The organism is Mycoplasma sp. 4404 (assembly GCF_034863325.1).
In the GTDB taxonomy this organism is placed as follows: Bacteria; Bacillota_I; Bacilli_A; order Mycoplasmatales; family Metamycoplasmataceae; genus Mycoplasmopsis.
Genome location: NZ_JAYFFE010000003.1, coordinates 59,578 through 75,779, shown reverse-complemented (window position 1 = coordinate 75,779; position 16,202 = coordinate 59,578). Strand labels below are relative to the sequence as shown.

The 16,202-nt window shown below is 28.8% G+C and carries 17 protein-coding genes; 6 read left to right on the top strand and 11 right to left on the bottom strand.

Features of this window, described 5'->3' with window-relative positions:
• The first annotated feature begins 14 nt into the window (after positions 1 to 14).
• The 3 genes from tmk to rsmI are packed head-to-tail and all read left to right on the top strand — an operon-like array spanning position 15 to position 2,288.
• The gene (gene tmk / locus VBN07_RS02740) at positions 15 to 665 is read left to right on the top strand and encodes a dTMP kinase (protein WP_323177741.1); all 651 of its coding nucleotides are present in this window, start codon (positions 15 to 17) and stop codon (positions 663 to 665) included.
• On the top strand, positions 665 to 1,588 hold the full coding sequence (locus VBN07_RS02735) for a hypothetical protein (protein ID WP_323177740.1): 924 nt from the start codon (positions 665 to 667) through the stop codon (positions 1,586 to 1,588). Before tmk ends, VBN07_RS02735 begins: the two co-directional genes overlap by 1 nt.
• Positions 1,581 to 2,288: a 16S rRNA (cytidine(1402)-2'-O)-methyltransferase gene (gene rsmI / locus VBN07_RS02730; RefSeq protein ID WP_323176723.1), complete on the top strand. Its 708-nt coding sequence runs from the start codon at positions 1,581 to 1,583 to the stop codon at positions 2,286 to 2,288. The genes VBN07_RS02735 and rsmI overlap by 8 nt, the downstream gene beginning before the upstream one ends.
• A gap of 35 nt (positions 2,289 to 2,323) precedes the next feature.
• Here the strand turns inward: rsmI and VBN07_RS02725 are convergent, their stop codons facing one another.
• From VBN07_RS02725 to pyrH, 6 genes are all read right to left on the bottom strand, one after another.
• On the bottom strand, positions 2,324 to 3,775 hold the full coding sequence (locus VBN07_RS02725; RefSeq protein ID WP_323177739.1) for a DUF2130 domain-containing protein: 1,452 nt from the start codon (positions 3,773 to 3,775) through the stop codon (positions 2,324 to 2,326).
• A 163-nt stretch (positions 3,776 to 3,938) separates the two neighbouring features.
• Positions 3,939 to 4,718 (bottom strand): 16S rRNA (adenine(1518)-N(6)/adenine(1519)-N(6))-dimethyltransferase RsmA, encoded by a 780-nt coding sequence (rsmA, locus tag VBN07_RS02720; protein WP_323177738.1) that lies wholly within the window; start codon positions 4,716 to 4,718, stop codon positions 3,939 to 3,941.
• On the bottom strand, positions 4,718 to 5,521 hold the full coding sequence (locus tag VBN07_RS02715; RefSeq protein WP_323177737.1) for a TatD family hydrolase: 804 nt from the start codon (positions 5,519 to 5,521) through the stop codon (positions 4,718 to 4,720). Before VBN07_RS02715 ends, rsmA begins: the two co-directional genes overlap by 1 nt.
• Position 5,522: 1 nt before the next feature.
• Positions 5,523 to 6,890 (bottom strand): tRNA uridine-5-carboxymethylaminomethyl(34) synthesis GTPase MnmE, encoded by a 1,368-nt coding sequence (gene mnmE, locus VBN07_RS02710; RefSeq protein WP_323177736.1) that lies wholly within the window; start codon positions 6,888 to 6,890, stop codon positions 5,523 to 5,525.
• A gap of 54 nt (positions 6,891 to 6,944) precedes the next feature.
• Positions 6,945 to 7,496, bottom strand: coding sequence for a ribosome recycling factor (gene frr, locus VBN07_RS02705; RefSeq protein ID WP_323177735.1), 552 nt, complete (start codon positions 7,494 to 7,496; stop codon positions 6,945 to 6,947).
• A complete protein-coding gene (gene pyrH, locus VBN07_RS02700; protein WP_323176729.1) occupies positions 7,496 to 8,215 on the bottom strand; it encodes a UMP kinase in 720 nt (239 codons plus the stop codon). Before pyrH ends, frr begins: the two co-directional genes overlap by 1 nt.
• Before the next feature lie 311 nt (positions 8,216 to 8,526).
• On the opposite strand from pyrH, the gene VBN07_RS02695 reads away from it, so the two are divergent.
• Both VBN07_RS02695 and VBN07_RS02690 read left to right on the top strand, forming a co-directional pair.
• Positions 8,527 to 9,435 carry a Cof-type HAD-IIB family hydrolase gene (locus VBN07_RS02695; RefSeq protein ID WP_323176730.1) on the top strand — a complete coding sequence of 303 codons (909 nt, stop codon included), beginning with the start codon at positions 8,527 to 8,529 and terminating at the stop codon, positions 9,433 to 9,435.
• On the top strand, positions 9,435 to 10,124 hold the full coding sequence (locus tag VBN07_RS02690; RefSeq protein ID WP_323176731.1) for a ribonuclease HIII: 690 nt from the start codon (positions 9,435 to 9,437) through the stop codon (positions 10,122 to 10,124). The genes VBN07_RS02695 and VBN07_RS02690 overlap by 1 nt, the downstream gene beginning before the upstream one ends.
• Positions 10,125 to 10,167: 43 nt before the next feature.
• On the opposite strand, the gene VBN07_RS02685 is transcribed toward VBN07_RS02690, so the two are convergent.
• Genes VBN07_RS02685 through VBN07_RS02675 form a run of 3 tightly spaced genes read right to left on the bottom strand, consistent with a single transcriptional unit; the run spans position 10,168 to position 14,482 of the window.
• The gene (locus VBN07_RS02685; protein WP_323177734.1) at positions 10,168 to 12,309 is read right to left on the bottom strand and encodes a Tex-like N-terminal domain-containing protein; all 2,142 of its coding nucleotides are present in this window, start codon (positions 12,307 to 12,309) and stop codon (positions 10,168 to 10,170) included.
• A gap of 57 nt (positions 12,310 to 12,366) precedes the next feature.
• On the bottom strand, positions 12,367 to 13,452 hold the full coding sequence (locus VBN07_RS02680) for an aquaporin (RefSeq protein ID WP_323177733.1): 1,086 nt from the start codon (positions 13,450 to 13,452) through the stop codon (positions 12,367 to 12,369).
• A complete protein-coding gene (locus VBN07_RS02675; RefSeq protein WP_323177732.1) occupies positions 13,445 to 14,482 on the bottom strand; it encodes a 2-hydroxyacid dehydrogenase in 1,038 nt (345 codons plus the stop codon). Before VBN07_RS02675 ends, VBN07_RS02680 begins: the two co-directional genes overlap by 8 nt.
• 168 nt (positions 14,483 to 14,650) lie before the next feature.
• On the opposite strand from VBN07_RS02675, the gene VBN07_RS02670 reads away from it, so the two are divergent.
• Positions 14,651 to 15,376 carry a DNA-processing protein DprA gene (locus tag VBN07_RS02670; RefSeq protein ID WP_323177731.1) on the top strand — a complete coding sequence of 242 codons (726 nt, stop codon included), beginning with the start codon at positions 14,651 to 14,653 and terminating at the stop codon, positions 15,374 to 15,376.
• Between the two features lie 55 nt (positions 15,377 to 15,431).
• Here the strand turns inward: VBN07_RS02670 and rpmA are convergent, their stop codons facing one another.
• Together rpmA and rplU are read right to left on the bottom strand one after the other, a co-directional pair.
• Positions 15,432 to 15,692: a 50S ribosomal protein L27 gene (rpmA, locus tag VBN07_RS02665; RefSeq protein ID WP_257089078.1), complete on the bottom strand. Its 261-nt coding sequence runs from the start codon at positions 15,690 to 15,692 to the stop codon at positions 15,432 to 15,434.
• A 7-nt stretch (positions 15,693 to 15,699) separates the two neighbouring features.
• Positions 15,700 to 15,999: a 50S ribosomal protein L21 gene (rplU, locus tag VBN07_RS02660; RefSeq protein ID WP_257089080.1), complete on the bottom strand. Its 300-nt coding sequence runs from the start codon at positions 15,997 to 15,999 to the stop codon at positions 15,700 to 15,702.
• Between the last annotated feature and the right edge of the window lie 203 nt (positions 16,000 to 16,202).

Below are 16,202 nucleotides of genomic sequence, written 5' to 3'. Positions count from 1 at the left end.
ATCTGGAGGAAACTATGTTTATATCATTTGAAGGTTTAGACGGTAGTGGTAAAACTACTTTAACACAGAAACTTTACGTAAAATTTCAGGAACTTTACCCACACATTCCTGCTCTTTGAACAAGAGAACCTGGTGGTAGAGGGATTAAAGAAGCTGAAAAAATTAGAGAAATTATTTTAAGCAAAGAATCAGATCTTTCACCTGTTGCTGAAGCTCTTTTATACACAACAAGTAGAAGAATTCACTTAGAAAAAGTAGTTTGACCAGCACTTAAAGAAAATAAAATTCTTATTTGTGATAGATATGTAGATAGCTTTTATGCATATCAAGGATACGCAAGAAATTTAGGTATTGAATTTACAAAAGCTATTACTAACATAGTTATTAATGGAACAATGCCAGATATTACAATTTTCTTAAATTTAACTCCAGAGCAAGCTAAAAAGCGTCGTGAAGAAACAAGATTAGTTGAAGACAGAATGGAACAAGAAAAATTACAATTCCACCACGATGTTTACAAAGGGTACTTAGAAATGATTAAATCAGACCCTCAACGTTTCATTATTATTGACGCTACTCAAACAGAAGATGAAGTTTTAGAAGATATTATCAAGCAGTTACAACAAAGTCCAAAATTTTTATCTTACCTTAAATCATTTGAGTAATGATTAATCAATCTATATTAAAGTCAATAAATGATTCAGCAAAATTAAATAAGCTAAATCATTTATTTTTATTAACTGCTAGTAGTAACTACAATTTTGACAACGATTTGTTAGATTTTATCAACAAGATTAACCCTGCTCCAATAGCTAAATTAGACAAATTAAACCTGCCATCTAACATTTACTATTTAGACGGTTCAGAAGAACCTATTAAAAAAGAAGAATTTGAAAATGTTTTTAATGAAGTTTCTTATTCAAGCAACTTTGATAAGTACAAAATAGTTATCATTAAAAACATTGAAAACTCTTCATTAATTGCACTTAATTCACTTTTAAAATCAATTGAAGAACCATCAGATAAAGTTGTTATTATAATGACAACAAACAATGTGAATAATGTTCTTCCAACCATATTATCACGTGCACAAGTCTTAAAAGTTGATATTCTCTCACCTGATATAATAGAAGAAAAATTTGCTTCATTGAAAAATGATCCAACTTTTTCAGTTGTCAAAATGCTTTCTAACGATTTAACTTTTTTAACTGAAGCTTCTGAAAACTTAGTTAAATATCAACACCTTATTGCAGGTTTCATAATTGCTACGAGACAATCTTTATTAAATAAAATTTATATGTTTGAATATTTAGATAGAACACTAATAAATAAGGATAACGATAAAGATGCACACTTTGTTTTATCACTATTAAAAGCATTCATATTAGGTAAGTTTTTAGAATTCCAAACATTACCATTGCACAAAGAACTAAATAAACTAAGACAAGAATTATTAGAAAAGCACCCTAACTTATTAACATTTATAGTTGACTTAGATGACTTTAATAACTCATCAAAAAACTTTCAAGGTAATTTTGAATTACATAAACAACTTTTATTAAACAAATTAATGGAGTACTATGGCTAAATTATATATTGTAGGAACACCAATCGGTAATCTTGAAGATATAACTTTAAGGGCGTTAAGAACTTTACAAGAGGTAAACATAATTGCTTGCGAAGACACAAGAGTCACTTCTAAACTTCTTCAAAGATATGAAATATCAAATAAAAAATTATTAACATACAATAATTTCACCGAAAAACATAGTGCTCAAGGGATTATTAACTTAATATCTAATGGAGAAGACGTTGCTTTAGTATCTGATGCAGGTATGCCTGTTGTATCAGATCCTGGATTTGAAGTTATTGCAGAAGCAAGAAAAAACAACATAGATATCGAAATTATTCCAGGTGTAAATGCAGCTATAACAGCATTTGTTGCTTCTAACTTTACTAATGACTTTACATTTCACGGTTTTATTAAAGACAAAACTCAACAAAGAATTAATCAACTTAAAGAATTGAATATCGGTACACACATTTATTATGTGTCGCCTCATAAATTAATCTCAACTTTAGAAGACATTAATTCTGTATTTAATGGACAAGAAAAAATTTGTTTAGCTAAAGAACTTACAAAACTACACGAAAATCTTTTTTATGGGTCTGCTAGCGAAATTCTTCAGCACTTTGCAAATTTAGACTCTATTAAAGGTGAGTTTACAATGGTTCTGAATTTACCTAAAATCAAAAGAGAAAAAGTAAATAAATATAAAAAGGATTAGAAAAAATCAGCAGTTTATTTGCTGATTTTCTTTTTCTATTCTTCTTCTACTTCAACTATGTGAGCTTCTTGTGCTCCCTCGATTAAATGTGGAGTTTTAGCTTCGACAGATTGTGGTGCACTATCTCAATTAACTTTTTTCATTTTCTTAGTTAATTTGAATTTTTCAACTTCATCAACTAAGTATCTGAATTTTCTTTCAAGATCATTTGTAAGTAAGTTTTCAAGTGTATTAGCTGAATCTTGAATTTTTTCAACTTGTTTCTTCATATCAGTCGCAACTTTATTAAGTGCTTCTAATCTTGTTTCTAAAAGTTTATTTTTGAATTGTTCAAATTCTTCAAGAATTTTCATTTTATCTCTAAGTTCGACAAAATTGAATTCAGAAGCCTTTAAAAACATATAACGTTGTAGTTGCAACATTTGAATCATAAATGGTAATCTTATTACTCAAACTTGGTTCTTGTTATCTTTATCTCTTTCAATCTTTACAAGAAAGTCATCTTCTTTTTCCAATTCAGTAACTAGGAATGCAGTTTCTGCGTGACGAGCTTTTTGATCTTTGATTAATTTATTTATGAATTGTGAGTTCTTTTGTGAACCATTTTCTGTTTCTGATTTTGCTTCAATAACAACAGAACCAATTTTCACTCTATTATTATTTTCGTTCTTGTAGAAAGTAACTAAGAAGTCTGGTTTTGTACCATCAATATTAGTTGTTGTTTTTTCATAATCAACTAAATCATCCAAGTTCGTGTACTGATCCAATAAGTGAGCAATTTGTTCTTCAAAGTTTTCTCCAACTCTCTTTGAAGATAATAATGATTTACTTGTTTTAAGAGCATCAATTGTGTCGTTGGCAGCTTCTAATCTATTTTGAACTTCAATTTTTTCTTTTTTAAGTTCTTCAATTTGCTCTTTATAATTGTTTCTTAATTCTTCGATAATTTGATTATTCTTAACTTTATTTTCTTTTTCTAATTCTTTTTTGTATTCTTCTTTAGCTTTCTCTATTGCCTTAATATTATTTACTTCAAACTTGCTTTTTTCAGCTTCAATTGTTGAATTCATTGAAGCATTTAATTCACTTAACTTATTTTTTAAATCATTATAAGCATCAGCTTGCTTTTGTTTTTCTATTTCGTGAGCTAATTTAAATGATGATTCTAATTTTGCAATTTCGTCTTGTCTTGCTTTTTTTGAGACTTCAAGTTCTGTTTTTAGATCAGTAATCTTTTTATTATACTCATCAATCACACCTTGAACATTAACCTTATATTCAGGTAAATTTGTAAGATTTTCAAGTATTTCTGTTTTTACTTGATTTCTAATATCATCATTTCTTTCATTGTTTATGCTGCTACTTAAAATGAATAATTCTTTATTACTTAAGCTTGACAAATCAATAATATCACCAGCACAAGCATTTTCAACCAAAACCAATTTCATTGGATTTTGTTCACTAAATCTAAATTCAATCTTTTTCATACAAACATCCTTTCTGATTTGTTTTTTGTCCTATATTTTTATTATACTTTTTTTTTTTTTTTTACATTCACCCCTAATTTTTATATGCCTTATTTTAAATACTATTAGTATTTTTTATAATATTTTACTTTTTATAATGTTAGAAAAAAGCAAGTGGTTGCACTTACTTTTCTAACATATTAAATAGTTCAACAATTTTCTCTACTGATAATTGTTGAATTCTTAAATTGTCATCATATCCTAATTGTTCAAATATATTAAGAATATGATCTTTTGAATATTTATTTTGTAATGAATAAGAAAGTTTCTTTCTTCTGTTTTCAAAGCATAATTTGAAGAAATCCTTAATTGAATTTCATTCATCTAATGAAACATTATTTTTAAATCTCAAAGATAAAATAGCCGAATCCACCTTTGGAGCAGGTGAAAAAGCATTTGCAGGAACAATAAATTCTAATTTACAATCAGCTAAAAACTGTGATGAAACTGATAATTTTGAATAATCTTTACTATTAGGTTTAGCGCAAACCCTTTGAGCTACTTCTTTTTGAACCATTACTAATACACCCTCAAAATTATCTTTGTTTTCAAATATTTTAAATAGGATATCAGTTGTTATGTAATAAGGAATATTAGCAATAATGTAAGTGTCCTTAAAATTAGTTATATCAGCTTCCAGGAAGTCTTGATGAATAAGTTTAAAATTAGGATTGTTTATTTCTTTATTTAGAACATCAACCATATCAGTATCAATTTCAAAAGCAGTTACATAAGCACCTGCATTTAGAAGATAATTAGTTAAAGCACCTCTACCTGGTCCTATTTCCAACACTTTTTGTTCTTTTACATCAAATACATTGATTATCTTACGTAAAATGTTTTGATCTTTTAAGAAGTTTTGTCCAAACTTCTTTTTTGCATAAACTTCTTTTTTATTTTGCATTATAAATTAAATAAAGTCCTTAAGTTTTTATTAATTCTATCTGTAAATTTATCCATACCAACTTTTTTAATTCCTGCTATGTAGTAAGCAACGAATAAAACTGTATTTGGTTCATTTTTTTGTTCTGTATATGGATGAACTCTTAAGAATGGAGCATCAGTTTCTGTAAGAATTCTTTCAAGTGGTAAAAACTCAATAATGTCTCTAGTTTGGTTTGTTGTCCCATATGTAACAGCACCACTAAATGAAAAATAAAGATTTTTAAATTCTAAGAATTTTCTAGCTCATTCCATATTTCCAGCAAATGTATGCAGCATAACTTTAATGTTAGGAAAATCTTTTAGAATATCATAAACATCTTGGTAAGCTTGGTATTGGTCAATTTTATCTCTAATGTGAACAACAATTGGTAGGTTTAATTCTTGTGCTAATTTGATTTGATTTCTAAATGATTTAATTTGATTTTCTCTTGTCGGAACACCTTCTTCATAGAAGTAATCTAATCCAATTTCCCCAATTCCAACAATAGTTTCATCAATTAAATCCTTATATCTTAAGTAATCATTCTCATCAATTCCATCTTCAGGATGAATTCCAATAACAGGTTTAATTAAATCAGGATACTTTTTAGCTAACTTGATAACTTCTTTGTTTTCTTCAGCATGACCACCGTTAACAATCATAAATTCAAGTCTATTAGCATAAGCTTGCTCACAAATCATATCAATAATATCTTCGTGTTTGTAAGCAGTCATTGATAAATGATTATGTGCATCAACAAATTTATTTTTCTTTGAACTCATATTATTTACCTAAACAGAAAGTGCTGAACATAACATCTAATAAGTCTTCTCTGTTTACATTTCCTTTAATATTTTGTAATTGATCTCACGCTGCATATAAATCGATTATAATCATGTCAAAAGTTGCATAGTTGTCAAGTGCATTTTTAGCATCCTTAAGCGAATTTAAAGCTTGCTTAATAAGTGAAAGTTGACGTGTATTTGAAAAAATACGCTCATCTAAAATGTTGATATTCTGGAAGTTTGAAACTAAACCTTGTTCTAATGCTTCAATATCGTTATTTAAAGCAGAAATATAAATAACGTTATCATCTAATGACTTATCTGACTCTAGCAAGTCTTTTTTGTTCATAACTTTTAAATAGAACTTACCTAACTCTTTTGATTTTTGCTCAATCAATTTATCAAAATCATCTTCAGATTCATTTGCAGATACAACGTGAACTACAAGATCACTTTTTTCAATTTGATCTAATGATTTTTGAATACCAATTTTTTCAATAATTTCTTGAGTGTTTCTTAAACCAGCAGTATCAACAAGTTTAAATAACATATCATTGATTTTGTAGGTGGCTTCAACTAAATCTCTTGTGGTTCCTGCGATATCTGTAACAATTGCTTTATCTTCTGATAAAAGTGCATTTAAAATACTACTTTTTCCAACGTTAGGTTTTCCTAAAAACGCAACTTTAACACCTTCAAAAACATATCTCGAATCCTCTGAAATTTTTACTATTTTTTCTAGATCACTGACTAAAACTGAAATTTTCTCTGACATATTAATTGAATCTAAACGTTCAACATCATCGTATTCAGGGTAGTCAATATTAACTTCAGCAAGACCTATTAAAACAGCAATCTTATTTAAGAACTCATCAATTAAACCTGAAGTTTTACCCTTGAATTTATTAACTGATGCAAGTGCTTGAGACGAAGTTTGAGCCATAATTAAATCATGAATAGCTTCAGCTTTAATTAAGTCCATTTTTCCATTTAAAAAAGCTCTTCTAGTGAATTCTCCGCGTTCAGCTAATCTAGCACCATTTTCAAGTAATAAACTTAAAACTTTGTTTGTAACAACAATTCCACCGTGACAGTTAATTTCGATTAAAGGTTCGCCAACATAGTTATTGAATACATCATTACCATTTGCATCTTTTTTACCAACAAATGACATAACTAAAACTTCATCAATAAGTTGTCCATTATCGTGAATGAAACCATATGAAATTGTGTGATCTGCGCCAATTTTTCCTTTAAAAACTTTAGAAACAACATTTACTGCATCAGGACCACATACACGAACAATTGAAATTGGTTGATTTATATGAGAACCTGAGCTGATTGCTGCAATTGTTTCATTAGTCATATTGTCTCCTTTCTTATAAATACAATAAAACTAGCTAAAAAGCTAGTTTGACATTTATTTATTCATTAATTCTTCTTGTTTTTCACTTGTAATTTTGTCGATTTTACTAATTTCTTTATCAACTTCTTTTTGAATAACATCTAAGTATCTTTTTTGTTCGTCTTCTGATAACTCTTCATTAGCTTTGATAGCTTTATTAACTTCTTGACGAGCATTACGAACACCTACTTTAGCATTTTCAGTTAACTTAGATAATGATTTAACCATTTCCTTACGTTTTTCAGTTGTAAGAGGAGGGAAGTTTAATCTAATTTGACTTCCTTCATCAATTGGCATAACACCTAAGTTTGCTTTTTCAAGAGCTTTATTAATTTCCTTAACTGATGTAATATCATAAGGTTTAATTAATAATTGTTGTGGTTCAGGAACTGAAATGTTTGATAATTCTTCAAGTGGTGTAAGTGTGTCATAGTAATTGACACGAATGCCTTTGATCAATTGAGGGTTAGCTCTACCTGTTGAAATTTTTGATAATTCAAAACGGTAATGTGAAAGTGCTTTTTCTGCTTTTTCAGCAAAATCTAATAAATAAATATCTAATTCCATTATTTAGTAACCTCTGTATGTTTGATTTTTCCTTCAAGTGCATTTAAAATTGAATTTTCTTCTAATAAGTTAAACACAATTAAATTAATATTGTTGTCTCTAGCCATACTTGTGGCTGTTAAGTCCATAACTTGTAATTTCTTTTCTAAGATTTCATCATAAGTGATGTGATCATAATGTTTTGCATCAGGATTTTTCTTAGGATCTGAATCATAAATTCCATCAGTTCCATTTTTACCCATTAAAATAACTTGAGCACCAACTTCTGATGCATATAATGTTGCTGCTGTATCTGTTGTAAAGAATGGACGACCTGTCCCTCCGGCAAAGATAACAACTTCACCATCTTCTAAGTATTTGATTGTTTTTTCATTAATGTAATATTCAGCTACTCTTTGATCAATGTTTAATGAACTTTGAACTCTAGCTTTAAGTCCGACACGCTCGAAACCGCTACCTAAGGCAATAGCATTCATAATTGTAGCAAGCATTCCAATATAGTCAGCTTTATTTCTGTTAATTCCATTTTTTTCAGCAGAAGCACCTCTTCAGAAGTTTCCTCCACCAATAACTACTGATACTTGTATACCTTTAGCTACAATTTCTTTAAGTTGTAATGCAATTTTGTGAACTAAATCATAGTCAATTGCTAAATGTTTTTCTTTGTTTGCAAAACCTTCTCCGGAAAGTTTTAAAAGAATTCTTTGATACTTAATCATCACTACCTCTATTTAACAAGTTAAGTTTTTATTATTTAATATAAATAATAATGTTTAAACTAATTATATAGAAAAAAGATTTTTCAGTCTATTTTTTTTAACTTTTTACAAAATCTCTAAATTTAAGGATAAAAACTGCAATTTTTCACTTTTTTATGGAATTTTTCACAATTTTTCTCACAAATTACCGTTTTTTAAAAAATACTTTATAATTTATAAACATATTTTACAAATATGTTGTATTTTCAATTAATATTCCTATGCCATAGGAATAAAATTTTCCAAAAATAATTTAAAGAAAGAGGTAGATTATGGCAGCAGAAAAAGAAAAATTTTTATTTGCTATTGACTTAGATGGTACAACACTTCAATCTAGTGCAACAGGTGTTATTCACGACAGAACACTTAGCGCAATTAAAAGAGCAACAGAGGAAGGACACGTTGTATGTATCCTTACAGGAAGACCTTGAAGAAGTACTAAATTCATTTATGAATCATTAGGTCTTGACACAATCGTTGCTAACTACAATGGAGCGCATATTCACCATCCATATGATCAAGAATTCATCCCTTACATTAAATATTTAAACTTAAATGAAGCATTATACATTTTAGGTGATCCTAAAGTTAAAAAAGAAGTTTCAAACATCGCTATTGAAGGACCAGACTGAGTTCAATTAGATCACCGCGATGAAGAACTTGAAAAAGTTTTCGGATTTAAAACAAGTTCAAAATTACGTATCGGTTTAGACTTATACAAAATTCCTTTGATGCCTACAGGAATTATCTTTGACGTTAAAGAGACAACAAACATTGAAGAACTTAGAAAATACCTTAAATCAAGATATGGTGACTTAGCTGAATTCTCATACTGATCAAAAGGAGAAGGTTTAACACCTGTTTTTGATATGACTAACATTACAGCTAACAAAGGTAAAGCTTTAAGTATGTTAATTAGATACTACGACGTTAAAGTTGAAAACACAATTGCATTAGGAGATGGATTTAACGACGTTCCTATGTTTAAAATCGCAAACATTTCAGTAGCTATGGCTAATGCTTCAAAAGACGTTAAAAAATATGCATCAATTAGAATTTCTAAAACAAACAAAGAAGGTGGAGTTGGAGAATACATTCACAAATTCTTAGACAATCCACAAGCCGAGATAGAAAAATCAAACGCACGTAAAAGAAAAATTCAAGCTATCGAGGAAGAATAATGAAATATCTTGATGATATCAAACAACTTAATGTTGATTTAGAACAAGTAATCGGGGTTGATGAAACAGGGGTCGGCGATTACTGAACACCACTTGTTTCTTGTGCAGTTTATTTACCAAATAAGCTTAAACAATTTGTTGCTTCATTAGGTGTAAAGGATTCTAAAAAACTATCTGATAAACAAATTTTATCTTTAGCTCCTAGATTAATGGAATTTCTTGAATATTCCGTTTACACACTTACTCAAGCTGGATATAACAAATTAAGCAAGTCTTATAATGCTAATGAACTTAAATTTTTCACTCATGCAAGTGCATTGAGTTCATTAGCTAAAAAATACAAAATTCAAGCAACTGCAATTATTATTGATAAATATTCGACAACTAATTCAATATTAAAATATCATCAAAAATTCTTTATTGAAAATAACTGAGCTAAATTAAATGAATTACAATTACCAACATTGCTAGTTAATAAAGCTGAAGATATTCACTTATCAGTTGCATGTGCTTCAATTATTGCAAGATACCATTTATTGCAATATATGGAAGAACAATGCAAGAATTGAAATTTCAATTTCTTACTTGGAGCTAGCAAGCACGTTGTTGCTCAAATCCACGAGTTCACACAAACTTATGGAGAAAGCTCATTAAACTCTGTTTTAAAACTTAATTTTAAGCTTAAATAAAAATGAATAGACCTTATACACTGGTCTATTCATTTTTTTAGTCCTATAAAACTTTACCACTTAAACGATTTCTTTGTAAGTCAATTTCAGTGATTTCAGAGTTAATCACTAAACCTGGATAATACTTATCAAAAATCGATTCATTTCCGTTTAAGTTTAAATTACTTACGTGAATAAATAGATTCTTCTTAATTCCGATATAAACAAATATACCAAAATCAGTAATATTTTCAACAGTTCCTTGAATTGTATCTCCAACTTTTAAATCATTTACATCTAACACACTGTCTTTTAAGATAAATCCTGATTTATTATCAACAATTTTCTTAGTAGGACTTGATAATGCTTGAAGTATTAATTCAACTGTATAAATGTCCGAATTTAACTCATCAGCAATTGTTTGTGCATTTAAGTTGAAAACATCTATCCCTTGCTCATTAGGTTGTAAGTTAAATTTTTCAACAATTCTTGATGCTAATTTATATGATTCAGGGTGAATTATTGTTTTATCAAAGAAGTTTGATGAAGTGAATATTCTTAAGAAACCAACTGATTGCTCAAAACTTTTTGGACCTAATCCAGGAACTTTGAGAAGTTCATTTCTGTTTTCGAAATTCTTACTTTTTTTACTATTTCTGTATTCAATAATATTTTGAGCTATCTTTTTGCTTAAACCTGCTATATACATCAAAATATGCTTTGTAGCAGTGTTTAAGTCAACACCAAACTCATTAACTACTTTTTGAACTTTAAAGTTTAAATATTGTTCTAATTCTTTTTGATTTAAGTCATGTTGATACTGACCCACACCAATTGACTTAGGATCAATTTTGACTAACTCATTTAATGGGTCTAAGAATTTTCTACCGATATTAATTGCACTTCTTTCTTCAACACTTAAGTTAGGGAATTCTTCGATTGCAATTTGAGAAGCTGAATACACACTAGCTCCAACTTCAGAAACAATAGCATATTTAACTTTTAAATTGTTTTGCTTAATAATATTAGAAATAAATAATTCAGTTTCCCTTGAAGCTGTTCCGTTTCCAATAACAACAATAGTAATTTTATACTTGTTAATAAAATCTAAAACTACCTTAGTTGCTTCTGCAACTTTTTCTTGTGGTTTGTTAGGGTAAATTTTAGCAATACCTAAAACTTCTCCATTTTCAGATAATGCAGCTATTTTACATCCATTAACATATGCAGGGTCAATGGCTAAAATATTGTGCCCTGTAATTGCTGGAGCAGTTAATAATTTTTCAACTGAATTTGCAAATATATTAATACTTGCTTTTTCAGCTATTTCAAATAAGTCACTAAAGATTTCTCTTTCTACACTAGGTAAAATAAGTCTTTTGAGTGAATCATTAATCGCATCAATAACATTGTCTTTATTGTTTCTTGTTTTATCGATAGCTTTTAAAATGATAATAACTAATGGTTCGTGTTTGTACTCAAATTCAAGTTTCAGTTTATCTAATTTAACACCTCTATTAATTGCTAATACATTGTGGTTTTTAATGTATTTAATAGGTGTTGAAAAATCATAGTAATTTAAGAATACTAAATCATCATTTTCATCATTAACTTTTTTTGACTTTGTTGTTTTAATTCTTCCAAAATTGTAGATTGATTCTTTAATTTGTTTTTTAATTTCTACATTCTGTGAAATTCACTGTGCAATAATGAAATTAGCTTGCTCAATAGCAAATTCAACTGTAGGCACTTGTTCTGTTAAATATTTTTTAGCTTCTCTTGCAACATCAAATTGAGGGTTTTTATTCTCAAAAATTCTCTTTGCAAGTGGCTCTAAACCGAGTTCAACGGCTTTTGTTGCTTTTGTGATTTTACCAACCTTGAATGGTTCATAAATTGACTCTAATTCACTTTTGACAGTTGTATTTAAGATTTGTTCCTTAAGCTTGTCTGTAAGTAAATTCTTTTCACTTAGAATTTTAATAATTGCTTGTTGTCTATCTAAAAGCTCTTCTTTGTATTTGTAAATAGATTCAATTTGATAGATTTGTTCTTCATTAAGCCCACCAGTTTGTTGTTTTCTATAACGTGAAATGAACGGAACTGTATCTCCATTAGATAACATTTCTAAAACTATTTGAACTTGATTTGTAGGAATGTTTAATTCTTTTGAAGCTAACTCCAAGGCTAATTCGTTATTTTTCATATTATCCTTTCCTATTAGAAACAAAAGAATCACTTTAAGAAGTGATTCTTAAGATTATTATTGTTTATTGTTGTTTGGTTTATTTGCTTCTTTTTCTGGCGTTGTCATTGAGTCTGTTCTAAAGTTTTTAAATGCAATAACTTTAACAACAAATGGGTTTACAACTCTTTGTGTAAATCCTTGAATAAATGCATAGAATACTGGAGCTAATAAATCTCCTAATAACATAGCAAATGTTGCGTAAACTAATGAATCAAATGCAAATGAATTTTTTGAATTTTTTAATTGATCCAATGTTACTGAAGTATCGAACCCAAAATCAGGGGCTATTCCAGTAATTTGTGCTTCTAAATGCTTACCAACATGAGTTTCTGATGTAAAGAATGCAGGTAATTGTTGAGCTAATCCTCTAGCTGGGTTAATAGCCGCTGTGGCACCTAAAAATCCCATTCATACTGATAATGAAATGATGAACATAATCATTAAATCACGGTATTTATTGTTAATGTTTGGTGAAAAAATTGGGAACAATAAGATAGCTGTCATAACTAACTCAACAAAGAAAATTCACGCTGTTCCACTTGCTAAAACGTGGTTTGCTGATGGATTTGAACCTTTTTCTAATTCTGCAACAAAAGAAGCTTTGTAAGCTCCAATTGCAGTAATTGGGGCATTAGGTAAATGATCTTTCCCTACTGATAAGTATCCAAATAAATAGATAAATCCTGCAGCAGCAAATGCTCCTAAGAATTGAATTGCAATTTTATATAAAGCATAGTAACCATTATTTCTACCGTTTATATAACGATAAATAGTTACAGCTGGGTTAAGGTCACAACTTCAACGTAAGAAGATGAATAACACTACCCCAACAGCAATAAATCCTGCATAAAATCCAACAATGATTTTATGTAACATATATTCTTCAGCAACTTTACCTGAAGATGTGTAAATAGATAGACCTGCTAATGCAAGCGATAAAAAGATTGTTCCGATAAATTCTGATAAACCGTGGATAATTCAAGTTTTTAAATCAGCTGGTTTCTCAGCATTTTGTCTTTCTGATGTTCTTAATTTAAAGAAGCTAAATAAATCTTTGAAAAAGCTATTTTTCTTAATTAATAATTCCTGTGTATTAACCATTTTGTATTTTTCCATTCTCTAATAAAACTAATGCTTTTGAGTAATCTCCTGCTTGCGCAGCATCTGCATTTTCTAATGTTGTTTTAGCTATTTGAGTTAAAGCTAAATCTGTTAAGAATGCTTGGTGTGATGTTACTAAAACGTTGTCCATTTCAATTAATTCTGCTCATTGAGGATCTTGATCTTTAAGTTCTTTAATTCTTGAAGAAATGTCTTCGTAAAATCTTCCTTCTTCTCTTTCTAAAACGTCAGTTGCAAATCCACGAACTTTACCTGATTTAAGCCCATCGATCATTGCTTGTAATTCAATAATTTCCCCTCTGGCTGTGTTGATAATAATTGCTCCTGGTTTAAGCATATCAATAGCAGATTTATCGAATAAGTATCTTGTTGAAGGTAATAAAGGACAGTGGATTGAAATAAAATCTGAGTTTTGTAAGATTTCTGAAAATGAAGCTCATTCAAATCCAAATTGTTCAGCTAATTGAGGGAAGTTATCTTGAGCAAATGCATCAAATACTAAAACTCTAGCACCTGTTGCTTTAGCAATTTTAATAAATGTTTGTCCAATTTTTCCTGAACCAACAACCCCAATTGTTGAGTTTCCAACACAAAGTCCATCAAGTCCATTTAATGAGAAGTTGTAATCTTTAACTCTTTTATTAGCAATTAAAAGATTTCTGTTAAGCGCTAATAATCCTGCAAAAGCAAATTCACCAATACTTTCAGCTGAGTAGTTAAAAATTCTGTAGACGTGAATCCCTAACTCGTTAGCTTTAGCAACATCAATTTTGTTATATCCCATTGATCTTTGCAATCAAACTTTTACACCCATTTTTGCTAAGACTTCTAAAATTACTTTGTCACCATAAGTGTTAACAAACCCACATACAGCATCGTAACCTTTAGCTAACTTAACTGTATCTAAGTTTAAGTTTTCTTTAAAAAAAGTAATTTCGTGTCTTCCATCATTATATTTTTCAAAGTATTTAATATCGTAATCTTTAGAATCGAAAAATGCAATTCTCATATTTTCTCCTAGATAAAAATGAATAAAAATAAACCTAATAATTTTTAAAGTAATTATATTAAATTTACACTAAAACAAAGGCTTTTTATTTAAACTAAACTAATAGTGTGCTAGGTATAAAAATAGTTCATTTTCAACTAAATTTACTATTGTAAATAGGAGGAGAAAATGAACTTAATATTATTTTATTTATCTAACTTACACAAGGGAAATAACTACATAATTTATAAAAATCTTAAAAGCGTTCCTAAAATCGATATGAATCTATTAACACAATGAGTAAAAGAGTATGTGAAAAAGAAAATAAAGTTCATCACCATTTTAGATGAAGAATATCCTTTGAATTTAAACATTATTAAATATCCACCTTATGTACTTTATATGTATGGAAACACTACACTACTTAAAAACAAAAATAAAATTTATCTAGTCGATGAAAGAAACATCCTAGATAGTTTTAATTCTGAAAAACAGCTTGAAAATATGGTTAATTCTCATGTGCTAATTACCAATGACTATAAAGAAAGTGAAAAATCTATTGTTGATTTTTATAGAAATCACAATGGTTCTATTATTCACATTCTAAAAGAAGGTTTTAATGATGAAATTTTAAAACAAAACTTAAAACCAAATGAACTTTATATATCTCAGTATCCCTTAAATTGTCATCCTAGAAGAGAATATTTTAAACAAGCAAATTTATTAAGTTCTTTATTAAGCAAACAATTTATTTCATTTTCCTTAAAAGGAGACTCAAAAGCAATACAGTTAGTAAATTACTTTGCTGATATTGGTAAGGATATAAAATGTTTCCCTAGTGATGATTTTAGTGATTTGAATAATCAGCTTATTAAGTCTGGAGCTACTTTAATTACTTCTGTTACTGAAATTTAGAAATAAAAAACGTGTCACATACTTGCTGTGACGCGTTTTACTATATAAATTAAAATTAGTTTTGTCTTTCAGGATATACAGAAACATACTTTCTGTTTCTTCTGCTTTCGTATTTTACGTATCCATCGATTTTTGAGAATAATGTATCGTCTCCACCACGACCAACATTTTGTCCTGGGAAAATTTTTGTTCCTCTTTGACGGTAAATGATTGATCCTGCTGTTGCAAATTGTCCATCACCTAATTTAGCACCTAAACGCTTACTATGAGAATCACGACCGTTACGGGTAGAACCACCGGCTTTCGTGTGTGCCATATTCTAATTACCCTTCGATTTTTGTAATTTTAACACGTGTGTAAGGTTGACGGTGTCCTAATTTTCTTTTGTGAGTAGACTTTGCATTGTGACGATATACAACAATTTTCTTTGCTTTTCCTTGTTTTTCGATTGTTCCGTAAACTACAGCATTAGATAAGTAAGGTCTCCCTACTTTATCGTTAACTAATAAAACTTTGTCAAATTTAACTTCTGAGTTTTCTTGACCTTCAAGTTTTTCAACGAAGATTGTTTGACCTTCTTTAACTAAAAGTTGTTTTCCACCTGATTCGATAATTGCAAACATGCAATACCTCCAAAATGTGGCTCGTCTTTGAGGTGGCTTATGCACTTGATGAACCTCTTTAGTACGGTTACAAATGTAACATGCTTATTATATAGCAATAAAGTCAAATTAGTAAGTTTTTTTAGTCTTAAAATATAGAAGTTATACAAATTTTTTTCAATGAAATGATGACTTTAAATTGAAAAATTATGAATAAGGATTTC